Raw genomic sequence first — 21,921 nt, forward strand, 5'->3', positions numbered from 1 at the left:
TACTTGACAGGGTGCAGTTCATCCTACCCGCTTCGGCCTTTTTTTGATGGAATGGTAATGAAAAAGTAGAGACATCATGCGTGAGAGTCAAGCCGGCAGCCCCCGGCATGAGGGATAATGGCCTGACTATGACCTGCTTCAGCTACAAAAAAAGCTCCTCCCCTTCTTGAACGGATGAAGGGAAGGAGGAAGTGATTTACTTGAGCTGATCTGTGTAATCCAGATGCTCGAACGTATCGGGCTTGCCGATGGCGACAATAAAGCTGCCCGGTTGAATCTTCTCTTCTGCTGGGACATTGATTGACAGGGGTCCGTTTGGAGTGGACTTCATGCCAATCACATTAATTTTGTATTTCTTACGCAAGTCCAGGTCCTGCAGACTTCTACCAATCCAGCGCTTGGGTGCTGTGAATTCAATGATTGAATTGTCTTCATCCAGTGTGATCACGTCGAGGATGTTATTACGCATAATGTTACGAGCAACTTTGTCACCCATTTCTTTCTCTGGACGAATAATTTCATCTGCACCGATTTCCAGCATGATTTCCATGTGGACCCGGTTCTTAGCTTTGGCAACGATCCTTTCAATGCCCAGTTTTTTGCAGTTCATGATTGCTAGCACGCTCGCTTCCAAATTAGACCCGGTTCCGATCACAGCTACATCACAGTTAGCAAAGCCGATGCTTTTCAGCAGCTCGATATCCGTAAAGTTACCCTGTACAGCCTGTACAACGTGTTCTTCAACCCGATTGACATCGACCAGGTCCTTGTCGACGGCGATCACGTCATAGTGCTGATCACCCAGCTGTTTGGCAATGGTGGATCCGAAGACCCCCAGGCCTAAAACTCCTACTGTTTTTACCATAAAAAATCTCCTCTTTTAACCAATTAGTATATTTCCTGTAGCGTACGTAACTTCCCGTTTCTTGCGGTCTCTTGTACCCAGTGCGGTAAAGATGGTAATGGGTCCAAGTCGGCCAATAAACATGGAGAACATGATGACGGTCTGACTGTAGCGTGACAGCTCCGGTGTCAGGTCGGCAGACAAGCCAACTGTACCAAAAGCAGAGACTGATTCAAAAAACAGATACTGGAGCGGGATATGCTCGTCAAAAATGGTCATCAGCGACAAGCCGATAAAATTCAGCAAAACGAACATGACGACAATAACTAGAGCGCGCTTGACGATATCCATCTCCAATGTACGCTTCTTGTAATTGACGTTAGTCATCCCTTTCAGCTCGGTCCCAATCAGCTTGACCACCAGAGCGACCGTTGAGGTCTTGGCTCCACCGGCTGTACCGCCCGGAGAGCCGCCGATGAACATGAAGACTGTAAAGACGACAATGGTGAACATATGCAGCTGGGTCAAATCAATCGTAGCAAAGCCGGCGGTTCTGAGTGTGACGGCCTGAAAAAAGACAGCCTGTATTTTTCCGGCAAAGGTCATGTCACCAATACTGGCCAGATGATTCCACTCAGCCAGAACAATGATAGTCATTGCCGCGACAATCAGCCAGAGCGACCACTTGATAACCAGTCGAGTGTGAAGTTTGAGGCGGCGATAGTTACCTTTGAAATCAATCCAGCTGCGCACCTTGATGAACTCTTTGAAGTGACGGGCAACATCGAACCAGACGGAAAAGCCGATTCCACCGAGCACAATCAGGATAGGGATAACAATATTTACTACAGGCGTTTGAACAAACTGTTGCAGACTCGTTGTTCCTAGGTTGTCAAAACCGGCATTATTAAAGGCAGAAACAGCTAGAAAGATGGAAGTGAACAGTCCGCGTCCCCATCCCAGTAAAGGCACCATGTGGAAGGCAAGGAAAAAGGCACCTATGGCCTCAATGACGGTTGTGTATTTAACAACAGCAATCAGAAAGTTTCTGAATCCCATCATGTCACTTCGATTCAGCGCTTGCTTGAGCGTGACTTCCTCTTTCATACTGACCCTGCGGCCGAACTGCAGGATAATGGCCGATACAATGGTAATAATACCGAGCCCACCCAGTTTGATCAGTGCCAGAACCACTATCTGGCCAAACAGGTTATATGTATGGGCTACAGGCACTGTGTACAGACCAGTGACAGCTACCATCGAGATTGATCCAAATAAATGATCAAAATAGGTTGCCTGTGAGCTGTCCAGCTGACTGAATGGCAAAGCCAGGAGTAGCGATCCGGTCACCATGACTGCTGCAAAACTGACCACAATTTTTATCGGAATAGGCCAGTCGGAAAACCGGTTCAAAAAATTTTTCATAGACAAAATCCTTCCTAATCAGTACAAAACATACCTGAATACATGAATAGCTTGATTTTACCTTGCAGATGAAGAGAATACAAGAGGTCGACAGAAGTAATTAGACAAGGGCAGCAGTAGCTTTCAGGGCAAATTGTTTGTTATAAAATGGGACTAAAGGTAAAATGATTAAATACAGTGCGCCTTGCTGTAGGGAGATCGAGGGGAGAAGAAGACAATGAATGGGACAATGATGCAGTTTTTCGAATGGGATTTACCCGCTGACGGCCAGCACTGGAAGCGTCTAAAAGAGCAGGCTGGACACCTCAAAGAGATTGGTGTGACTTCGGTATGGATCCCGCCTTGTTTTAAAGGAACGGGACCAGATGATGTCGGCTACGGAATTTATGATCTGTACGACCTGGGTGAGTTCGATCAGAAAGGAACAGTCCGGACCAAGTATGGAACAAAGCAAGAGCTGCATGAAGCGATCGAGGCACTCCACGAGAAGGGTATCCATGTCTATGCAGACGTAGTGCTGAATCACAAGGCAGCTGCAGATGAGACTGAACGTTTTGTAGCCACACCAGTCAGTCAGGAGAACCGTCATGAAGATATCGGAGAATCGCGCGAAATAGAGTCCTGGACGCATTTTAACTTCCCGGGAAGGCAAGGTAAGTATTCCGATTTTGAATGGCACTGGCATCACTTTACAGGTGTATCAGACGATAGCCTATCCGGAGAGAATGGAATTTACCGCATTGAAGGAGACGGCAAAGGCTGGGCACCGGATGAGAATGTATCTAATGAATTTGGCAATTTTGACTATCTGATGTTTGCGGACATCGATTATAGACATCCTGATGTGATTCGGGAAACAAAAAAATGGATTCACTGGTTTATTGAAGAAACAAATATTGATGGCATCCGCCTAGATGCTGTGAAGCATATCGACAGCCAGTTTACTAAAGAACTAATTGATGAGGTGCGGGAAAAACACGGTGAAGATTTCTTCTTTGTGGCGGAATACTGGCACCAGAAACATAAATTCCTGGAAGAATATTTGGAAGAGCAGGACTACTCGATTTCGATGATGGATGTGCGTTTCCACTACGCTTTGCATGAAGCCTCCAAGCAGCACCGGGATTTTGACCTGAGACGCCTGCTGGATGGCACGCTTTACAAGCGTAATGCAGAGCAGGCCGTGACGTTTGTAGAAAACCATGATTCACAGCCGGGGCAGTCCCTGGAATCGTATGTGGAACCCTGGTTCAAGCCGCTGGCGTATGGTTTTATTCTGTTAAGCTATTACGGCTATCCATGTATATTCTACAGTGATTACTATGGCTACAGCGGTGATGTAGATTATGAAGGCTGTCCGGATATCATTGACACGTTGCTCTATGCCCGTAAAAATTATGCCTATGGCGAACAGCACAACTATATGGACTTCAGCAACTGTATCGGCTTTACCCGAACAGGAGATGACGAGCACCCGGATGGCTGTGCGGTCGTAATGTCCAATGGAGACGACGGCTTCAAGGAAATGACCGTCGGTGAACTGCATGCCGGTGAAATTTACATTGATTTGATGAAAAACCGTGATGAAGAGATTACCATCGACGAGGAAGGCAAAGCGACCTTCCCGGTCAATGGCGAATCGATTTCTGTCTGGATCAAAAAAGAAAATGGATAGAACAAAGAAACAGGCCTGGGGCAAGAACCCGGGCCTGTTTCTTTGTCTTCATTATGCAAAAGAAGAAGGGTATGAAAAACGCCTATTCTAATCAGCGTAACAGCAAACAGTCCCAGCAGTTTCCGGGGCTCTTTCTGCATAATAGAAAAAACGCTGACTGTTAAAGGAAACCAGTATGTTGAAACAAAGTCAGCGCATGGGTGTATCCAACGGCTTTGACTTAAGGATCAGTCGTTGGGATTCATTTTATGAGAAGCGGCATCTTCCGCTTCCAAGTCGTCCTTGTCCAGCTTGAAGTCTTCATTGTCTGACAGATAATTGTCATGTAGCGCTTCATCGACCTTATCTTTTGGAATCGCCTGATCGTGTTCAGGCTCAAGCTCGGTTCCTTTCACATCGCCCGGTTTGTCGCTGGCGTAGACGGCATGGCTTGCAGTAGCGGGATCCACGCGACTTTCAGCTTCGCTGAGGGCCAGGTCGCGTTCGATTTCTTCGATAGTCTGGCTCAGTTTGGCCTGTTTGGCATCCAGTTTGGCTTGTTCAGACTCTAGCTCTCTCTCCGCTTCCATGTAAGAAGCTTTGAAGTCTTCCATCAGTTCCTGCGCTTTTTCTTCTCCGGAATCTTTCAGCTTGTGTGCCTCTTCTTTTAAATCTTCACGAAATTCTTTACCGGTCTTAGGTGCAAGCAGCAGCGCAGTGAACGCGGAAGCGGCACTCAGTAAAACAGCTTTTGTCAGACTTACTTTTGGCATGTAATTCTCCTACCTTTCGGGAAATAAGGGATAAGTGATTAAAGCGTGTGATTCTTCTGATGACGAGCCTTTTGCTTGTCGACCGTCTTTTTAACAGCCATGTTGAAGGTTTTGGCCAGTTTTGGCCCATCAGTTTTCAACTCATGGTAAGTATTTTCGGCGATCTCTTTTGAATAATCCGGCCCGTGCTCCTTTAGATACATCAGCGACGTGGATAAGCTTGAAGCGTAATCAGCCAGTTCATCAAAACGCTGCACATTTGTTTCGGCCACGACTTTAGTCTGGTCGACCCGTGCCATGATCTGGTCTACTTTATCCTGCATCACTTTGGCTTCTTTCGTAAAATGATCGATATGATCTTCCACGACTTTCTGTGTTTCATCAAGCTTGTTCAGTGTCGGCTTCATTTTCTTCATTGCCATGAATCCCATCACAATCAGCACAACGAGAGACACCGCTAAAATGACAAGCGAAAGTATATATCCTAATTCCATCTTGCCCCTCCTTTACAGTTAAATGCTTAGTGCATGTTCAGTTTATAGTAACAGAATACCACGAAGGCGGGTCAGTACCAACCAAAACGCTATATATGAAAGAGATTGCTTGTAAGAGCTTAAGTTGTTAGAATGAAAGCAACTAGAACAGTTCCATTAAAGGAGAAAAAAATGAACGATCATGCCCATACACCGGAAACAGAAAAAAGCGGGACGCAGGACCAGTTAGAGATTTATGCAGTTGCCGATGGAGAAATCGTTACGATTGACGGGGTACCTGATGATTTGTTTTCAAAGAGAATGATTGGAGACGGCTTTGCCATTGTCCCTGACAAAGGGGAAGTCTGTGCGCCGGTTAGCGGCAGACTGATTGAAGTCGCAGATACAAAGCACGCATATTATATTGAAACGGACAGGGGCTTGAAGGTTCTGATTCATATCGGACTCGATACGCTGCTGTTGAACGGAAACGGTTTTGTCTCTTATGCAGGCAAGCACGAGGATGTCAAAAAAGGACAGAAACTGGCTTCCTTTGACCTGGGTCTGCTGGACAAGGAAGGGTTCAGCCCGGTTATTCCAGTAGTCGTACTTGACCATCCCGATGTCGAGCGTACCGAAGTGCACGTCCAGAAAGAAGCACAGGCAGGAGAATCGGCAGCTGTGACGGTTTATTTTAAATAAAAGCTGTGACACCGACAGTTGAGGTCAGGCTAAAATTGAACCTGACCCTGGAGTGCGGTATAATCTAGAGGAATAGACTCTATGTATCAGCCTATATCAAGAAAAGTTTCTGAGGAGGAACGTCTTTGAAAAAAATATTAGTCGTCGACGATGAAAAGCCGATTTCAGATATCGTTAAATTTAATTTAGAAAAAGAAGGATTTGAAGTAGTCACTGCCTATGACGGGGAAGAAGCCCTTGAAAAGGTGGAGGAAGAAAATCCCGACCTGATTGTCCTGGATCTGATGCTGCCTAAAAAAGACGGCCTGGAAGTGTGCCGGGAAGTACGCAAAACGAAGGATATCCCAATCATTATGGTCACTGCCAAGGATCAGGAAATCGACAAAGTTCTGGGTCTGGAACTTGGAGCAGACGATTACGTCACTAAGCCGTTTTCCAATAGAGAACTGGTAGCCCGTGTGAAAGCCAACGTCAGACGTCAGACGTCTATCCAAAATACAGAAAATGCGCAGCAGGAAACCAATGACATCGAAGTAGGCGAACTGACCGTCCATCCGGATGCCTACATCGTCTCCAAGCGTGGCGATACCATCGAGCTGACCCACCGCGAGTTTGAGCTGCTCCACTATCTGGCGAGACATATCGGTCAGGTCATGACCCGCGAGCATTTGCTGGAAACAGTCTGGGGCTATGACTACTTTGGTGATGTCCGTACAGTGGACGTGACCGTTCGACGTCTGCGAGAAAAAATCGAAGATAATCCGAGCCATCCGACATTCCTGGTCACGCGCCGAGGAGTAGGCTACTATCTGAGAAGTCCTGAACAACAGGACAAGTAAGGACTCTTATGAAAAAAAAGATACGTTTTTACCAGTCAATCAACACAAAAATCGTCTTTGTCATAGTCTTATTACTTGTATTCGCCCTGCAACTTATCGGGGCGAATTTTATTACCCAGATTGAACGGCAGCTGATCAATAATTTCCAGGAAGACCGGCAGGTACAGATGGATTTTCTGGAAACTGCAATTTTGCCTTCTCTGGAACTGGAAGCCAGCGGTGAAGAGACCGATGTAGATCCGGTAGAGGAAATCAACAGCCTCCTGACAGAATTTTCCGGCAGTGGCATCACCGAGTTGCAGGTCGTTAATGAGGATCTGGTCGTCATGGGCACCAGCGACACGACCCAGCAGAATATTATCGGTCAGCTCTCTGATGATCTTGACCTTCGCCAGGCCGTTTTCTCAGAATCGACCGTCCCGCGCCAGGTTATCGACCCGGTAACAAACAATAGACGGTGGAAACTGGTGGAGCCGGTCTATTCCACGACGGATGAGGGTCAGTTTTTAGGCGCCATCCTGATGGAGAGCAATATCGAATCTGTCTACAATCAGATTTCACAGATCACTTGGATCTTTCTCCAGGCCAGTGGAGTAGCCATTATTCTGTCACTAATCCTGGCCAATATGGTTTCGCGGGCGTTGACCAAGCCTATCAAGGAAATGCAGATCCAGACCCGTCAAATTGCAGAGGGTGACTATTCGGGGACCCTCAAGGTTTATGGGGAAGACGAACTGGGTCAGCTGGCTTCCCTGATCAATGATCTGTCAGACGATGTAGCAGAAGCACAGGAATCAATCGATGCCGAGCGTCGACGACTGAATGGGGTACTCACTCACATGACAGATGGTGTTGTCGGTACAGATCGGCGCGGAAAGATCATCATCATCAATGACATGGCCCAGAATATGCTAGGACTGAAGGAAAAAGCAGCCATCGGAGAAAATCTGCTAAGTGTACTGGCAGTGGAAGAAGAAGTCTCCTTGCGAACCATTCTGGAAGAGCAAGAAGATCTGCTGATTAATGCCCACTGCGGTGGGGTACCGACGATTCTAAGAGCTTCATTTTCCTTGATTCAAAGGGAATCAGGCTTTATCAGCGGTATTGTGTGCGTGCTTCACGACGTCACAGAGCAGGAGCGCATCGATGAGGAAAGAAAACAGTTTGTATCCAATGTGTCCCACGAACTTCGGACCCCGCTCACCAGTATGCGCAGCTATATTGAGGCGCTGGCTGACGGGGCCTGGGAAGATCCGGAGCTGGCTCCACGTTTTCTGGATGTTACCCAGAATGAGACAGACCGGATGATCCGCATGATTGAGGATTTGCTTCACCTGTCACGAATCGATTCAGGCAAGAGTGCACTGGATCTGGAAATCGTTGACATGTCGGATATGTTTGATCATGTTCTGAACCGTTTTGAAATGCTCATCCAGTCCACTGAATATCAGGGTAAAAATTATCAAATCAAGAAAGACCTGCTTAAGGATGCTATTTTTGTTGAAGTGGATCCGGACCGGATGATTCAGGTACTGGACAATATCATGAACAATGCCATCAAATACTCGCCGGACGGCGGAACAATCACCGGACGGATGACTAAGAACGAGAATACCGTTGTCATCAGCATTTCAGATGAAGGCATGGGGATACCCAAGGCCGATCTGAACAAAATCTTCTCCCGCTTCTACCGTGTGGACCGGGCCCGGTCACGGGCAATGGGCGGCAGCGGCCTGGGACTGGCTATTTCCAAAGAAGTGGTGGAACAGCACGGGGGTCAGATATGGGCTGAGAGCAAGGAAGGGCAAGGCACAACCTTCAATCTGTCTCTGCCGTATGTACCTTTTGAAGAGGAGGATGAATGGCTATGACTTGGTCAAGAATCAAACATGTACTGCTGACTTTTTTGATCGGTATGAGCCTGTTTCTGAGCTTTCAGTTATGGACAGCCGGCGGGGAGCTGAGAGAGCCTGCTTCTGGCGGGAGCGGCTCGGTTGTACCTTCTTCTCTTGTTGACCGGCAGATCACAGAAGTTTTTTCACCCAGTCAGATTATCTGGCACGGCTCTTCTGATGGAGTGAAGCTTGAAGCGAATCCATTTGATCTGCAGGAGTGGATCAATGAAGAATTTTCCCAGGTCAGTTACGGGGATATCAACAGTCCTCGTCGAGTCAGTCAAAAAGAGTATCAGGAACGTCTTGCCAGTGGCGAGTGGGTAGAGTTCATCTTTAATGGCCCGATTCCATTTGGCTTGTTTGAAGATGCTTTTGAGGACTTGGCGGCTGACTACCATAACCGGACGTTTACGCATCTGTATATCAACCGCAACGACCCGAGTGAACTCGGTTTTTATGATCAGAACAACGAAATCGACTATACGGTAGAAGATTCCAGTTTTACACCAGAAGCTCTGGACGCTCTGCTGAACAACGCTAACAATCAGTTTCACGAAGTGCAGGCCTTTGATGTTAGCGACCGGTTCATTTATTTGCCGGTCGATTCAATTGAAGTAGACTACCATGACTACCTGGTTGCCCGTCTGCCGAATAATTTATATGTGAATCAGTTCTTTGCGGATACTTCCGAAGTGGATTCAAGGCGCACGGGTTCCACGATCCGCTACATCGATTTAACTACGGAAGTCCGGATCAACGATTCCAATAATACGCTGACCTTTCTCAGACAGTTGAATAATATGGGACAAATGTCCTTTAATGACCGTTTGATGAGCAGTTTTGAGGAACTGCGTCAGATTGAAAATTGGACGGAAACAATCCATTACCGCTCCTATACACCATCGACCAATGAAGTCGCCTTTCAGCGGCATATCCAAGGCTATCCGGTCTTCAGCCATCAGCAGCAGGAATCGATGGTTCTGATCACTGTAGTTGAGAACGGTCTGAATAATCTGAGACTGCCGCTACGTGTCGTACAGACTCCACTGAGTTTGTCGGGAGAAGCCTCCAAGGTGTTGGCGAGCGGACCGGAAGTGATTCAACAGCTGGAAACAACCGAGCAGGGTCTTGAAATCGTGGATGATATCACAGTCGGCCTGTCTTGGATCGAAAGCGACGAAGACAGCCGGGTTGTCCATTTTGAACCGAACTGGTATGTAGAGTCAGACAATGTCTGGTATGAACTAGAACGGTTCATCCTGCTTCAGGAAGGAGCCCAACAGAATGGACTTTAAAAAAATTGAAAGCATCTTTCTGATGACCTTCTTGCTGTTGAATATTTATCTTTTGATCAGCTTTTTGAACCGGAGCAATCTTCAGCATGCCTCGACGGCTCCTGATCAGGTCAACCTGCTTCGAGAAATGGAACAGATCGGCATCGAACTGCCGAGCCTGAATGAAGAAGTAAGGGAAGTCTATTATGTGCAGGCGGACCGGAATGACTTGCTGGAAGAAAATGTCGATCAGCTGGAAAATCAGGCGGGCTCGATTGCAGAAGACGGGACGCTTTACACGAGTATTTTATCCGATCCGATCGAAATCGACGGCAATCCGGAAGACGGCTTTACCGAAACAGACTTCAGCCGCTTAAATAATTTTATCGACAGCGATGCAGTTCTGTTCGGTGAAGAGTATACGTTTTTGCGGTTTGACCGCACAGACAGCCGCTTTATTTTTTCCCAGGAGGTCGAAGGCATACCTGTCGCAGACGGGACCTCTGAAATTTCTCTGTTTTATGGCAGTGATGGCAATATTATTTCCTACCAGCAGAGTTTTGCCGGCCCGATGTCCACCCAGGGCAGTCCGCTGGAAATCATTACGGACCGTCAGGCAGTTGAGGTGCTGTTCCAGAACAATGAAATCAGCTCCAACTCGATTGTTAGTACACCGATTTTATCCTATCAGCGAACACTTTTTCTCGAGGACTTGAGCATGTATGGACCAGTCTGGTTTATCCCGGTCAGAGATTCCAATGGAGAAACGATTCTCCGAGTCGATGCTTTCGAAGGGACGGTCGTGTCCCCGCCAACGGAGCCAGTTATCCCGGTTGATCCAGATGAAATCGATACTGACCTTTCAGAAGAAGCGGACGATGAGGGTGCAGAAACGGATTCTCAGGAAGACAGCGAGAATGGCAGTGAAGCCAGTGAAAACGACACTGAACTGGACGAGTAAATCGACACTAATGTGACGAGTCTTTATAGGCCCTTGCCTATCTGTTCATGAGTATTGTAAGATGGACAAGACGTATTTGCAGGGAGAGGAAATCGGATCATGATGGCAACAGAAGAAACAGGACTCAGAATCAGTGTACTGGCCAGCGGCAGTACCGGCAACATCACCTATGTAGAATCAGACCATACCCGTCTGCTCGTGGACTGCGGCTTCAGCGGCAAGAAAGCTATTGAGCTGCTGCATAAAATTGGGCGGCGACCGGAAGATCTGGATGGAATCCTGGTCACCCATGAGCACAGCGATCACATTAAAGGGGTCGGGATCCTGGCACGTAAATACGGGATGGATGTCTACGCCAATGAGAAAACCTGGCAGGCGATGGAGCCCAAGCTGGGTAAGCTGAAGCTGGAGCAGAAGCACCACTTCTCGGTGGATCAGACGCAGACGCTCGGAGACATCGATGTGTCCAGTTTTGCCGTGTCACATGACGCAATCGATCCACAGTTTTATACTTTTCAAAAAGACAACAAGCGCTTTGTGATGCTGACAGATACCGGCTACGTGAGTGACCGGATGAGAGACTATGTTAAGAACGCTGATGCCTATCTGTTTGAGAGCAATCATGACTTGAGCATGCTGCGCATGGGACGCTATCCATGGTCTCTCAAGCAGCGGATTATCGGAGACAAAGGACACCTGTCCAATGAAGACGGCGCCCTGGCGCTGGCCGAAATCGTCGGTGACCGGACCAGACGCGTGTACTTAGGGCATCTGAGCAAGGAAAACAACGTCAAGGAAATCGCACACCAGACGGCGGAAGAAATCCTTCTGAAAAAGGATACCGGTGTCAACGAGACATTCAGACTCTACGATACCGACCCGGTCGAACCGTGTCCCCTTTTCGTACTGTAAGCACAGAGTAAAGACCAGATCCCAGTGGGTTCTGGTCTTTTTATATGGACAGCAGCAAGGCAAAAAAAAAGGATAAGGGCCTTGAGATACAGTAACTAGGGGATATATGCTAAAATAATGTATAATAAATGTTGCTGATTTAGTCGCTAAAAATACACAAATCAAGAGTAAAATAAAGGTAGCGAGCACTACTACAGGAGGATCAGGCTATGAAAAAGACATTTTGGCAGTCAGCTTTTGTTCTGATATTATCATCTTCTTTTTTGGCGGGTTGTGACTCATTAAATAATGATGCTGAAGACGCGGGACAGAACGGGGTCATCGACGAGAACGGACAGGTAAGGGTATCTGAGGTACGGGTGGATGTCTCTTCGGGCGTCACGGATGCTGTGGAGCTAGTCAACGAGGCGGTGGTGTCCGTCATCAACCTTCAGCGCATGGAGCAGCAGACCCCCTGGGGCGCGTTTGGTGGAACCCAGATGCCGGAAGAAGAGGAAGACCTGCTGCAGGCTGGAACCGGTAGTGGGGCCATTTATAAGGTGGACGGAGAGACCGCATTTGTCTTCACCAACAACCACGTGATTGAAGGGTCCGATGCCATTGAAGTTATGTTCGAGGACGGCTCCCGTGTGGAAGCAGACGTGATTGGAGCCGACGTGTGGACAGACTTGGCTGTTCTAGCCATCGACGCCGAAAAAGTGACGACAGTGGCCGAATTTGGCGATTCAGAGAACCTGACAGTCGGGGAGCCGGCGATTGCGATCGGCTCACCTTTGGGAACCAATTTTGCGTCCTCAGTCACTTCCGGGATCATCTCGGCTGTTGAGCGGACGGTCCCTGTCGACACGAATATGGATGGAGAAATGGACTGGGAAATGACGGCGATCCAGACCGATGCGGCCATTAACCCCGGGAACTCCGGCGGTCCGCTGATCAATATCGCCGGCCAGGTCGTCGGGATCAATTCTATGAAGATTTCCTCGTCTCTGATTGAGGGCATGGGTTTTGCGATCCCAAGCAATGATGCAGTGGATATCATCAATCAGCTGGAAGAAAGAGGCGAAGTCATCCGGCCGCTCCTGGGCGTGGCCATGGTCGATTTGTCGATGGTCTCTCCCCAGCAGCAGCGCACGATTTTGAACCTGCCTGAAGAGGTCGAAGGCGGAGTCGTGGTGGCTGAAGTGTCCGCCGGCAGTGCGGCAGACGAAGCCGGTATGGAAGCCAATGATGTCATTGTCGCCTTTGATGGACAGGACGTCCAGAACGGCATCAGACTCAGACAGACAATCTACAATACAGACATCGGCGAAGAAGTGGAAGTCGAATTTTACCGAGACGGTGAACGGATGAGTACAACGGTCACTATGCGGGCGATGGAAAATATGATCTAATTTAGACAACAAAGGAAAAATGAAAGCAGGCAAACCCACCCGGTTTAGCCTGCTTTCTTTGTGCTGGGGATAACTTTTAGGATAAGTCTGTTCGGGTGTGGAAAATACCGTTTATACACCGGCAGAATAGTTATTTTAGTAAAAATACTTATCCACAGTTCCAGAAAGTAATGTGCGTAACTTTTTGTTGTACACAAAAAAAAGGTATTAAATACTGATTAAACAATATTTGTGAACGGATATAGAAGTGAAAATCGCTGTGCAAAACTGTGCATAACTTTTTTGGGACCGGTTTTTAAGCAGAAGCTGAATCCGCATTTATTACGCATAAAAAGGGAACAAAGGCTGTGGATATGTGGATAACTTTGTGCATAAGTGTGGACACCAGGGGAAAACTTTTTAAAGGCCTTTTGCTAGCAAGGCTTTTAAGTTAATTACATGTGGATAAGCATTTAGAACAGCTTGAACAAACAGCTGACTTGCTTGAAGAGAAAAGCAAGCGGGAAGGAAACGATTGATTTGAACTTTTATAGGAAGTCACGGCTGGAATTGCTATACTGAACATACAGGAAGAAGCTGAGGTATATAAATCAGAGTACAAGACACAAAAGGAGCCAATCATGGACATTACGATTGTATCAGTAGGTAAGCTAAAAGAGAAGTATTTGAAAAAAGGCATCGAGGAGTATACTAAGCGGCTCGGAGCGTATACAAAAATTAAAGTCGTGGAAGTGCCGGATGAAAAAGCACCTGAGAATCTCAGTGAAGCTGAAATGATCCAGGTCAAAGACAAGGAAGGTGAGCGTATTCTCGCTAAAATACCGGACCAGGCCTATGTCTTTGCCCTAGCCATCCAGTCCAAGGAACGGACATCCGAGTCCTTCGCCAAGGAAATCGAACAACTCATGATTCACGGCAACAGCAAAATCGTCTTTGTTATCGGCGGATCACTTGGTTTAAGCGACGCCGTCATGAAACGCAGCGACACCACCATATCATTTGGAAAAATGACTTATCCTCACCAGCTGATGCGCCTGATACTGGTCGAGCAGATTTATCGAGCCTTTCGGATCATGCGGAATGAACCGTATCATAAGTGAATACGATTCATACGAATAGAGCCAATAAATGACATAAACACTATCGGCATCCTGATTGTAAAAAGGGTGAACGGATTCATGTTCTTGCTATTTTTGCAGTCAGGATATGTTATGATAAGTGAAATAATCGGCATGAGTTGTATACGTTTTATTGGATAAGCATAAAAGCTTTGGACTAGTTGAGCACGAATCACTTGCCCAGTCCTTTGATCAACTTAAATAGAGACGGCGCTTGTTTTTTTTCTGGCGATACATAATGAGGTTACGTAGCATGATCTTGAACAGGTGACGTCAGAGCAGATTACAGTGAATGAAGAGGACAAGAAGCTGGCCATTATCTTACCAAGAGCTACCTTTATACAGGATCCAGCCATTGAAATGGACAGTATCAAGACCTGGTCAGGTAAAGGATTACTTAGGGGAGAAGTAAACTGGAACGAAGGGTTTGATCTGATAGGGGCCGCACAGGAGGAAATTAAAGAGGAAGCGGTAAATATGGGCATACTGGAAACAGCTGAAAAAAGTGCAGAAAAAGTCCTTGCTGGCTTCTTTACTAACTTGGGATATGAAGTGGAGATAACGTATGAGTAGAATCAGGATCGAAATGCATACAATAGGACGTTTATAGTAAAAAAGTCTTCTCATATCAAATGATTGGCGTACATCCTTATTACTCTATACATAACCATCACGGCAAAATAAGGTGGACGAAGAAACGTTATTCTATAGGCGAGTCATCAAACTAGAAGATAAGTTCTGAAGGAGGGAATAATGGATAAGTTGCTTCAGGTAGTTAAAGAAAGAATCGGTAAGCCTATGGAACCATTCATTATCGGTGTTTCTGGTCATGGTGCTGCAGGTAAGACGACGTTTACCAATAAACTTGTGAATCTGTTAGGTGAGAACAAGGTCAATTATTTAAATACTGACCCTTATATTATTAGTTCTAATGTGCGTCAGCATACTAAAATTGACTATACCTACGATAATGAACCTCACCGATACAAAATGACTGCCTGCCATCCTGCCGCTCATCACGTGACTTCTTTGAAAAGAGATATTCTTATGATTCGAAATGGTTTGGAGTTGTTTACAATAGGGACTCACTACATGGAAAGTGAGCGAGTATCTCCTAATAAAAAGATAACGATTGTAGAAGGAATGAGTGTCGCTTTTGTCGATTCATCGCTTTTTGATGTAACAATCTATTTTTATACAGATGGAGAGACAGAATTTCAAAGAAGGACTAGTCGAGACACTGTGGAAAGAGGAACGACTATAGAGTATTTAAGACAGTCTCATGTAGAAAGACGAGCACAATACGAAATATTTATGCATCCGTCTAGTCAGAACTTTGACATAATAGTCAAAACGGTTAATGATCAAATACTGATTGAAAGAAAAAATATAGTGAAAAATAGTAGACAAACATAAAAAAGCAAGCACGCAGGCCGAGACTGAGGTGCTTGCTTTTTTACCTATTACTTATTAAAGGTGAGAACATTTTTTTCGGATCACAGATTATCCTGGTAGGGTCCATTTTGCATTATTGCTTTCCATGGGATAAGTTTTTAGTAAGCCAGCCTCAAAAATAAAAGCAGTTGTCTCCGTGAAGACGAACGTCAACCAAATACCTTGATTACCGAACAGTATTGGTAAAAGAAGTAGTATAATGAATAATTAAATCAGCTAGAATCATTGAATCAACCAATAGTTGCGCTATAGTTTCTTGTAAACACCTTGTGATGCTGCTAAATTTATAGTATATCAGCAAGCTTGGAGGGGAGATGAGAGTGCCTTTGGCAGCTAAGATTAAAGAAAAGAGAAACGCAAAGAAATTATCGCAAGAGTATGTAGCTGAGAAAATGCAGGTCAGTAGACAAGCAGTATCAAAATGGGAAACAGGCAAATCAGAACCTTCAACAAATAACCTGAAAAAGTTGGCAGAATTATTTTCGTGTGACATAGATGAGCTGCTTTCTAATGGTAAGAATGAAAAAGAAGCAGATCCGCCTACTAGAAAAAGTAATCTTTACGATATATTAGGTGTCGTGCTGTGCTTCATGCTTTTCGTTATTGGTATGATGTATGCCGAACAGGTGCCAATTTTTACTATAGTTGGAATATTAGGTCTGTCTGGAACTATGTTTTTTTATAACAGGTATATTAATGGAAATCAATTTTAGATAAGGGACAAAAAACAAGTACCTAATTCTCAGCTTAGGTACTTGCTTTTTATATTATCAGTATCTAATGAAAGGAAATGAGACAGTTTTAGTTGTACCAAAAGTTACTCAGGTATGACCCACTTTTCATTTTTTGATCCCATGGGATAAGTTTTCAGTAAGACAGCCCCAAAAATAAAAGCAGTTGTCTCCGTAAAGACGAATGTCAACCAAATACCTTGATTACCGAATAGTATCGGTAAAAGCAGTAGTCCGATAAGTGGACCGATTAAGGATCGGTAAATGGTCAGGACAATCGAGTGGAAAGGGTCGTTTATAGCTGTATAGTAGGTGGGCATGATAATGTTAAAGCCGATAAATAAAAAAGACAGGGCACTATAGTTGAGAATGTTAACTGATAATGAAATCACTTCAGGATCAGTAATAAAGATACGAGAGATTTCCTCGCTGAATAAGAATACGCCAGCCGTCATGAGCAGACTGATGATTATACTGATGGAAATCGCCATTTTCCTTATGATGCGGACACGTTCCAGCTTGTCAGCTCCAAAATTGTAGCTCCAGATATTCTGATTACCTTCCGCAATCCCGTAACCCAAAGCCCGGGCAAATTCCATCAGCTGCATCACTATAGTAAAGGCAGCGATGCCGATATCACCTATTCTGCTAAGAATAATCAGGTTAAAGACGGCACCTACTATGGCTGTGGTGATGGTGGTCAAAAACTCAGAAAAGCCATTGTAGAAAATACGTTGAATTTCATGCAAACGAAATACAGGAATCTTAAAAGACCAGCTGGAACTCCAGACAAGAATCACGAGGCAAATAAGAAAGGGGAGGACTTGAGACAGTCCTGTGGCCATTGCAGCTCCGGCCATGCTGAGTTCGTAGTACACGATAAACAAATAGTCCAAGAAAACGTTTAGTACAGCACCCAGAAACATGACGCCAGTCACTAATAAAGGTTTGCCCGCGAGCTTTAAAAAGAAACCCACTACAAAATTCATCAGGTAAAAAGGAATGAAAACACTTGTATATCTCATGTATTCGAGTGCAAACGTAGCTGTTTCACCTGTCAAGGAAAGTAAACGCATCAAAGTGGGGGCAAGGAGGTATAAAAGAAGGCCTCCGGCGACGCCTGACAAAAAGGTTAGGCTCATGGTGACGTTAAATATATTATTGCTGCCTTCTTTATTTCCCGCTCCTTTTTCTATCCCGGCTAACGTTATTCCTCCAATACCAATCATCATAGCGATGCCGGTTAAGAAAATGATGGCCGGCATAACTAAAGTCAGGGCTGACAGGCCGTTTGGACCGATAAAGCGCCCGATAAAGATAGAATCCACTAGATAAGCTGCCATTTGTACAATAAGCATGAATACAGAAGGGATTGTATAAAACCAGAATAATTTAGTGATATTGCTTTTTCCCAAGTCTATTTTTTGTTTTGTAAACATAGTGAGTCACCCGTCCATTTATCAATCATTGTTTTGCTGTTTTTATCCGCAAGTACTATACTAGACCTTGAACCTACTTTAATGTCAAGGAAAGGATAGGTGATTTTTATCCGAACACTGCTGACTATTGGAGAAGTCGCGAACCTGCTACATCTCTCCACCTCACAAATACGCTTTTACGAAAAAAAAGGCTTGCTGACTCCCCATCATAAAGATACAAACGGCTACCGGCTCTATTCCTATACTGAAATTGACCGTCTGGAATACATCACTACCTTCAGAAGTATCGGTGTGCCTGTTTCTGAAATTAAAGAGTATCTCGAGCAAACAGACAACGATAATCTGATAGAGGTGCTGGATAGTACGACCAGACAACTAAAACGGGAAGTCGATAAACTAACGAGTCAGATAAACAAGCTAAAAGAGCTGAAAAATCAGTTTTCCAGAAATTTATCGCTGTCCTCGCAAGTCATTTATCAACCTAAACGTCTACTGTATGTTATTGAGGAAGACATGAGCCAGGAAAAGCATGAGAAATCTTTTTACGATTTTTTGTGCAAGTATCACATTGATTACAGATATCATGAGCAGCAACTGCTTACGGTATTGATAGGGCAAACTCAAAAACTATGTCTGTTCACAAGTGAGAAGAACGAGAGTCTAAGACAATTGGAAACTTACACGCTTGAAGAAGGCCGCTACTTCAATACAAATACCGAGATCACAGATTATTCTGGTTTGAATGCCATTTATACACTTGTGTCAGAGCAGTGCAGGCAAGCCGGCTATACACCTGTCGATCCAGCGGTAACCATTGAAGACCTGACAACCTTACTGCTCTCAAAATCTGCGATTCGGTTAACGGCACAAATTAGAATCCAAGAATAAAAAGCAAGCACCCAGGCCAATGCTTGGATGCTTGCTTTATTTTGTCCAGAATTATTTTCTGCGCTTCACTTCGATACGGTAGCCGTCAGGGTCGGTCACGAAGAAGTAAGTCGGCGTGCCGCCTGACAAACCTTTTAGATCGCCTGTTTTGTAGGCCGATGCTTTACAGATGTCGTGCATTTTTTCCAGGTCATCGACTTTGACGCCCAGGTGGCTGAAGCCGTCTCCGATGGTGTACGGATCAGCATCATAGTTATAAGTGAGCTCGATCTGCACAGAAGAACCGGGAGAGTTCAAATAAATCAGGTCAAATTTCTTTTCAGGAAATTCTCTGCGGCTGGCGACTTCAAAATCAAAGAGATTAGTGTAGAAGTCTAAAGTGGCATCAATATCTCTGACGCGCAGGCAAATTTCAACAAGTTCTTGGTTCATAGTATCATCCTCCATTAATTTTCTCCTTTTATTCTAGCATGAATAAAGCCCGGACGCATTTCTTAGGCTGTCCGTAAGGCCACTAATTAAAAATATATGAAAGGCCGTCCCTTTGCCGAAAGCTATTCCTCAATCTCAAAAGGAACAGTAATGAAAAAGGTCTCGTTGTCTCCCGGGTCCGGAACCGCCGGATCTTCACCGAACCAGGCAAGGTGCCGGATTCTGTAGGAACCTGCCTCTAGCGCACGCCTGTCCGAACGGAAATAGGGCGTGATGGACACAGTACTGTCAGGATAAATCGGATAGGCCCCCAAACTGTCCGTGCCAAATCCCCACTCGTTAGCGACCTCTCTCCAGGTCCCTTCATCCTCATAGTCAATGACTGGAAAAGGCTCCACATGAAAGATTTCCTCTCCTGAGTTAGTAATCGAATGAGTGATTTCGCTGTCCAGTCCATAAAATGCCACATCGATAAAGTCAGGGTTGTCATGATCCTGAACCGAAGCACGTGAACAGGCCGCCAGCAGCATGACAAGTAAAAAAGGCCAGGCTATTTTTTTGAGCAGCGGTTGATCTGTGTCCATATCTCTTCTCCTTTTCTGAGGAACTATCCCGAAAGGCTCTGTCTGAACGAGAGCCGCCTCCTGCTTGCTGCAGGTATTGTTACTTGCTTAGGTCGCTTTTAAAGTATCTGTGCCTACTATAGCATGAATCTGCCTATCTAGCAGGTTCTTAGAAAAAGGCTGACGGTTTAAATCAAGACAAGCTCCCGTAGGCAGAGCAGTTAAAGGGGGCACGGCAAGAGGTGTCCCCCATCCAAAAGAGCCGGTTGGGAAAAGAGGACGGGTCTATTCTGCTATATTTCCGACAAATACAGCTCGAGATACGCTTCAAAGCACACAAAAGCATTTAATCTCTTCCCGTGACGTGGTAAACTCTAGACCGCGGCAGATTCCCGGTAAAGGGTCTGCTTGTTTTTTAGGATACAGTGAATCATGACGGGCACTGAAGCCGTCAGTTTAAGAGAAAGCAGGAGAATATAATCAAAACAACATTTGAAACCTTCGGGCTCAGTCCCGAGATTGTTAAGGCGCTGACAAGTCTGCGCTATTTTCATCCCACAGCAGTACAGGCGGCCGTTTTGCCGTCCGCTTTAAAGCAGCAGGATCTGGTCGTAGAGTCCCAGACAGGAAGCGGCAAGACGGTCGCTTTCGGCCTGCCTTTATGCGAAGGAGCCGTATGGGAAGAAAACAAGCCACAGGCGCTGATTTTAGTGCCGACACGTGAGCTGGCCCTGCAAGTCAAGGAAGACTTGACTAATATCGGTCGCTTGAAGCGGATCAAGGTCACGGCCGTTTTCGGCAAGTCACCCTTTAAAACTCAAAAATCCGAATTAAAGCAGAAAAGCCATATCGTGGTCGGCACACCGGGTCGGATGCTGGAACATTTAAGAGAAGGCACCCTGAAAGTCGATAAGGTGAGCCGCCTGGTCCTGGATGAGGCGGATGAGATGCTCAATATGGGCTTTATCGAAGAAGTGGAAGAGATCATCAGCTACTTGCCTCAACAGCGTCAGACGATGCTATTCTCAGCCACTATGCCGGCAGAAATCGAGCGTTTGGCCAGCTTTTACATGGAAGAGGAGCGGGATTTTGTCCGGATGGAAAAAACGGCGGAAAATACGCCGAAGATCCAACAGTCCTTTATACGGGTCGAGGAGGCCCATAAGTCCAGCCAGCTGCTGGATTTGCTGACGGTCGATAATCCGGAGGCTTCAATCATTTTCTGTAATACTAAAGACGCAGTGGACACGGTCAAAAAAGACTTGTCCAGAGCCGGCTTGCCAGTAGACAAGCTGCATGGTGGGATGGATCAGGATGACCGTCTGTCGGTCATGGATGATTTCCGTTCCGGCCGGATCCGCTATCTGGTGGCGACTGATGTGGCGGCCAGAGGGATCGATATTGACCACGTCACGCATGTGGTGAACTTTGATGTTCCTTTTGAAAAAGAAAGCTTTATCCACCGCACAGGGCGGACAGGACGGGCAGGCAAGACCGGCCTAGCCTTGACTTTAGTCAGTGAGCAGGATCAGAGACGCTGGGAAGAGGTCCAGGCCTATGCCTTCAAGGGTCAAAGCGAACCGATCGAAGTCTTTGCGCCGAGTGAACGTCAGGTCAGCCGTTTCAAAGCGGCTTTTGAGAAGAAGATTAGCCAGCGGGTCGCCCCTAAAAAAGCCCGGAATAAAGAGCTGAACAAGGACATCACTAAGATCTACTTTAACGGCGGCAAAAAGAAAAAACTGCGCGCGGTCGACTTTGTCGGAACTCTGACGAATATCCAAGACATCTCAGCGGATGATATCGGCATCATCACCATCCAGGAGAACGTCACCTATATTGAAGTCCTCAACGGCAAAGGTCCCTATGTTATTTCCGAGATGCAGGACCGCACGGTCAAGCGCAAGAAACTGAAAGTCCGCAAGGCCAGAAAGTAAAGATTCAAACAGCTAAGATACTGCTAGCTCAGGCCCCCTGAGCTGGCAGTATTTTTTATCGGCGCTTTGCCGGAGGCAGTCAGGGTATGCATGGATTTGCTGACTGTTTGGGAAAGGTTTAACCGGCTCCTGTATTCAATCGAGGACAAGTCAAGGGCAAGCAGCGAAACTTGGGGGACAGGTCGGGAGTGCAGGCAGTTTACGATTAAATAACAAGT

21 protein-coding genes are annotated in these 21,921 nt (G+C 46.0%); 14 read left to right on the top strand and 7 right to left on the bottom strand.

Going from position 1 to position 21,921, the window contains the following annotated elements; translation table 11 throughout:
• Positions 1–196 precede the first annotated feature (196 nt).
• Both ADIAL_RS06220 and ADIAL_RS06225 read right to left on the bottom strand, forming a co-directional pair.
• Positions 197–865 (bottom strand): potassium channel family protein, encoded by a 669-nt coding sequence (locus ADIAL_RS06220; RefSeq protein WP_034301403.1) that lies wholly within the window; start codon positions 863–865, stop codon positions 197–199.
• A gap of 15 nt (positions 866–880) precedes the next feature.
• On the bottom strand, positions 881–2,269 hold the full coding sequence (locus tag ADIAL_RS06225; RefSeq protein ID WP_034301406.1) for a TrkH family potassium uptake protein: 1,389 nt from the start codon (positions 2,267–2,269) through the stop codon (positions 881–883).
• Positions 2,270–2,486: 217 nt separating this feature from the next.
• Here ADIAL_RS06225 and ADIAL_RS06230 point away from each other — a divergent pair, with 217 nt between their 5' ends.
• Entirely contained in the window at positions 2,487–3,944 is a 1,458-nt protein-coding gene (locus tag ADIAL_RS06230; RefSeq protein ID WP_034301409.1) for an alpha-amylase, read from the top strand.
• Positions 3,945–4,171: 227 nt separating this feature from the next.
• Here the strand turns inward: ADIAL_RS06230 and ADIAL_RS11065 are convergent, their stop codons facing one another.
• A complete protein-coding gene (locus ADIAL_RS11065) occupies positions 4,172–4,696 on the bottom strand; it encodes a YtxH domain-containing protein (RefSeq protein ID WP_051503763.1) in 525 nt (174 codons plus the stop codon).
• Between the two features lie 38 nt (positions 4,697–4,734).
• Complete coding sequence (locus ADIAL_RS06240) at positions 4,735–5,190, bottom strand: DUF948 domain-containing protein (protein ID WP_034301412.1); 456 nt, start codon at positions 5,188–5,190, stop codon at positions 4,735–4,737.
• A gap of 171 nt (positions 5,191–5,361) precedes the next feature.
• Between ADIAL_RS06240 and ADIAL_RS06245 the strand changes: the two genes are divergently transcribed.
• From ADIAL_RS06245 to ADIAL_RS11070, 11 genes are all read left to right on the top strand, one after another.
• Positions 5,362–5,871 carry a PTS sugar transporter subunit IIA gene (locus ADIAL_RS06245; protein WP_051503764.1) on the top strand — a complete coding sequence of 170 codons (510 nt, stop codon included), beginning with the start codon at positions 5,362–5,364 and terminating at the stop codon, positions 5,869–5,871.
• Positions 5,872–5,996: 125 nt separating this feature from the next.
• Positions 5,997–6,710, top strand: coding sequence for a response regulator YycF (yycF, locus tag ADIAL_RS06250; RefSeq protein ID WP_034301414.1), 714 nt, complete (start codon positions 5,997–5,999; stop codon positions 6,708–6,710).
• Between the two features lie 8 nt (positions 6,711–6,718).
• Positions 6,719–8,581, top strand: a complete 1,863-nt coding sequence (walK, locus tag ADIAL_RS06255; protein WP_034301417.1) for a cell wall metabolism sensor histidine kinase WalK — start codon at positions 6,719–6,721, stop codon at positions 8,579–8,581.
• Positions 8,578–9,900 carry a YycH family regulatory protein gene (locus ADIAL_RS06260; RefSeq protein ID WP_197017771.1) on the top strand — a complete coding sequence of 441 codons (1,323 nt, stop codon included), beginning with the start codon at positions 8,578–8,580 and terminating at the stop codon, positions 9,898–9,900. Before walK ends, ADIAL_RS06260 begins: the two co-directional genes overlap by 4 nt.
• On the top strand, positions 9,890–10,840 hold the full coding sequence (locus tag ADIAL_RS06265) for a two-component system regulatory protein YycI (RefSeq protein ID WP_051503765.1): 951 nt from the start codon (positions 9,890–9,892) through the stop codon (positions 10,838–10,840). Before ADIAL_RS06260 ends, ADIAL_RS06265 begins: the two co-directional genes overlap by 11 nt.
• A 102-nt stretch (positions 10,841–10,942) precedes the next feature.
• Positions 10,943–11,752 carry an MBL fold metallo-hydrolase gene (locus tag ADIAL_RS06270; protein ID WP_034301455.1) on the top strand — a complete coding sequence of 270 codons (810 nt, stop codon included), beginning with the start codon at positions 10,943–10,945 and terminating at the stop codon, positions 11,750–11,752.
• A gap of 209 nt (positions 11,753–11,961) precedes the next feature.
• Complete coding sequence (locus ADIAL_RS06275) at positions 11,962–13,143, top strand: S1C family serine protease (protein WP_034301423.1); 1,182 nt, start codon at positions 11,962–11,964, stop codon at positions 13,141–13,143.
• A 620-nt stretch (positions 13,144–13,763) separates the two neighbouring features.
• Positions 13,764–14,243, top strand: coding sequence for a 23S rRNA (pseudouridine(1915)-N(3))-methyltransferase RlmH (rlmH, locus tag ADIAL_RS06280; protein WP_034301426.1), 480 nt, complete (start codon positions 13,764–13,766; stop codon positions 14,241–14,243).
• A gap of 285 nt (positions 14,244–14,528) precedes the next feature.
• The gene (locus ADIAL_RS06285) at positions 14,529–14,834 is read left to right on the top strand and encodes a DUF4230 domain-containing protein (protein WP_081757718.1); all 306 of its coding nucleotides are present in this window, start codon (positions 14,529–14,531) and stop codon (positions 14,832–14,834) included.
• A 180-nt stretch (positions 14,835–15,014) separates the two neighbouring features.
• A complete protein-coding gene (locus ADIAL_RS06290; protein ID WP_034301429.1) occupies positions 15,015–15,677 on the top strand; it encodes a uridine kinase family protein in 663 nt (220 codons plus the stop codon).
• A gap of 353 nt (positions 15,678–16,030) precedes the next feature.
• A complete protein-coding gene (locus ADIAL_RS11070; protein WP_051503767.1) occupies positions 16,031–16,429 on the top strand; it encodes a helix-turn-helix domain-containing protein in 399 nt (132 codons plus the stop codon).
• Between the two features lie 104 nt (positions 16,430–16,533).
• Here ADIAL_RS11070 and ADIAL_RS06300 read toward each other — a convergent pair whose 3' ends face one another.
• On the bottom strand, positions 16,534–17,886 hold the full coding sequence (locus tag ADIAL_RS06300; protein ID WP_034301432.1) for an MATE family efflux transporter: 1,353 nt from the start codon (positions 17,884–17,886) through the stop codon (positions 16,534–16,536).
• Positions 17,887–17,985: 99 nt separating this feature from the next.
• Between ADIAL_RS06300 and ADIAL_RS11075 the strand changes: the two genes are divergently transcribed.
• Complete coding sequence (locus tag ADIAL_RS11075) at positions 17,986–18,774, top strand: MerR family transcriptional regulator (protein ID WP_051503768.1); 789 nt, start codon at positions 17,986–17,988, stop codon at positions 18,772–18,774.
• Between the two features lie 51 nt (positions 18,775–18,825).
• Here ADIAL_RS11075 and gloA read toward each other — a convergent pair whose 3' ends face one another.
• Both gloA and ADIAL_RS06315 read right to left on the bottom strand, forming a co-directional pair.
• A complete protein-coding gene (gene gloA, locus ADIAL_RS06310; RefSeq protein ID WP_034301468.1) occupies positions 18,826–19,206 on the bottom strand; it encodes a lactoylglutathione lyase in 381 nt (126 codons plus the stop codon).
• Between the two features lie 122 nt (positions 19,207–19,328).
• Entirely contained in the window at positions 19,329–19,790 is a 462-nt protein-coding gene (locus ADIAL_RS06315; protein WP_034301435.1) for a hypothetical protein, read from the bottom strand.
• A 509-nt stretch (positions 19,791–20,299) separates the two neighbouring features.
• Between ADIAL_RS06315 and ADIAL_RS06320 the strand changes: the two genes are divergently transcribed.
• Positions 20,300–21,703 (top strand): DEAD/DEAH box helicase, encoded by a 1,404-nt coding sequence (locus ADIAL_RS06320; protein ID WP_269317659.1) that lies wholly within the window; start codon positions 20,300–20,302, stop codon positions 21,701–21,703.
• The last annotated feature ends 218 nt before the right edge of the window (positions 21,704–21,921 follow it).

Origin of the sequence: Alkalibacterium sp. AK22, from assembly GCF_000585255.1 — a bacterium.
Classification (GTDB): Bacteria; Bacillota; Bacilli; order Lactobacillales; family Carnobacteriaceae_A; genus Alkalibacterium.

Excerpts from the sequence above, each read along its gene's own strand:
- ADIAL_RS06220 (WP_034301403.1), bottom strand. The coding sequence starts at position 865 with ATGGTAAAAACAGTAGGAGTTTTAGGCCTGGGGGTCTTCGGATCCACC.
- ADIAL_RS06225 (WP_034301406.1), bottom strand. The coding sequence starts at position 2,269 with ATGAAAAATTTTTTGAACCGGTTTTCCGACTGGCCTATTCCGATAAAA.
- ADIAL_RS06230 (WP_034301409.1), top strand. The coding sequence starts at position 2,487 with ATGAATGGGACAATGATGCAGTTTTTCGAATGGGATTTACCCGCTGAC.
- ADIAL_RS11065 (WP_051503763.1), bottom strand. The coding sequence starts at position 4,696 with ATGCCAAAAGTAAGTCTGACAAAAGCTGTTTTACTGAGTGCCGCTTCC.
- ADIAL_RS06240 (WP_034301412.1), bottom strand. The coding sequence starts at position 5,190 with ATGGAATTAGGATATATACTTTCGCTTGTCATTTTAGCGGTGTCTCTC.
- ADIAL_RS06245 (WP_051503764.1), top strand. The coding sequence starts at position 5,362 with ATGAACGATCATGCCCATACACCGGAAACAGAAAAAAGCGGGACGCAG.
- walK (WP_034301417.1), top strand. The coding sequence starts at position 6,719 with ATGAAAAAAAAGATACGTTTTTACCAGTCAATCAACACAAAAATCGTC.
- ADIAL_RS06260 (WP_197017771.1), top strand. The coding sequence starts at position 8,578 with ATGACTTGGTCAAGAATCAAACATGTACTGCTGACTTTTTTGATCGGT.
- ADIAL_RS06265 (WP_051503765.1), top strand. The coding sequence starts at position 9,890 with ATGGACTTTAAAAAAATTGAAAGCATCTTTCTGATGACCTTCTTGCTG.
- ADIAL_RS06270 (WP_034301455.1), top strand. The coding sequence starts at position 10,943 with ATGGCAACAGAAGAAACAGGACTCAGAATCAGTGTACTGGCCAGCGGC.
- ADIAL_RS06275 (WP_034301423.1), top strand. The coding sequence starts at position 11,962 with ATGAAAAAGACATTTTGGCAGTCAGCTTTTGTTCTGATATTATCATCT.
- rlmH (WP_034301426.1), top strand. The coding sequence starts at position 13,764 with ATGGACATTACGATTGTATCAGTAGGTAAGCTAAAAGAGAAGTATTTG.
- ADIAL_RS06290 (WP_034301429.1), top strand. The coding sequence starts at position 15,015 with ATGGATAAGTTGCTTCAGGTAGTTAAAGAAAGAATCGGTAAGCCTATG.
- ADIAL_RS11070 (WP_051503767.1), top strand. The coding sequence starts at position 16,031 with ATGAGAGTGCCTTTGGCAGCTAAGATTAAAGAAAAGAGAAACGCAAAG.
- ADIAL_RS06300 (WP_034301432.1), bottom strand. The coding sequence starts at position 17,886 with ATGTTTACAAAACAAAAAATAGACTTGGGAAAAAGCAATATCACTAAA.
- gloA (WP_034301468.1), bottom strand. The coding sequence starts at position 19,206 with ATGAACCAAGAACTTGTTGAAATTTGCCTGCGCGTCAGAGATATTGAT.
- ADIAL_RS06315 (WP_034301435.1), bottom strand. The coding sequence starts at position 19,790 with ATGGACACAGATCAACCGCTGCTCAAAAAAATAGCCTGGCCTTTTTTA.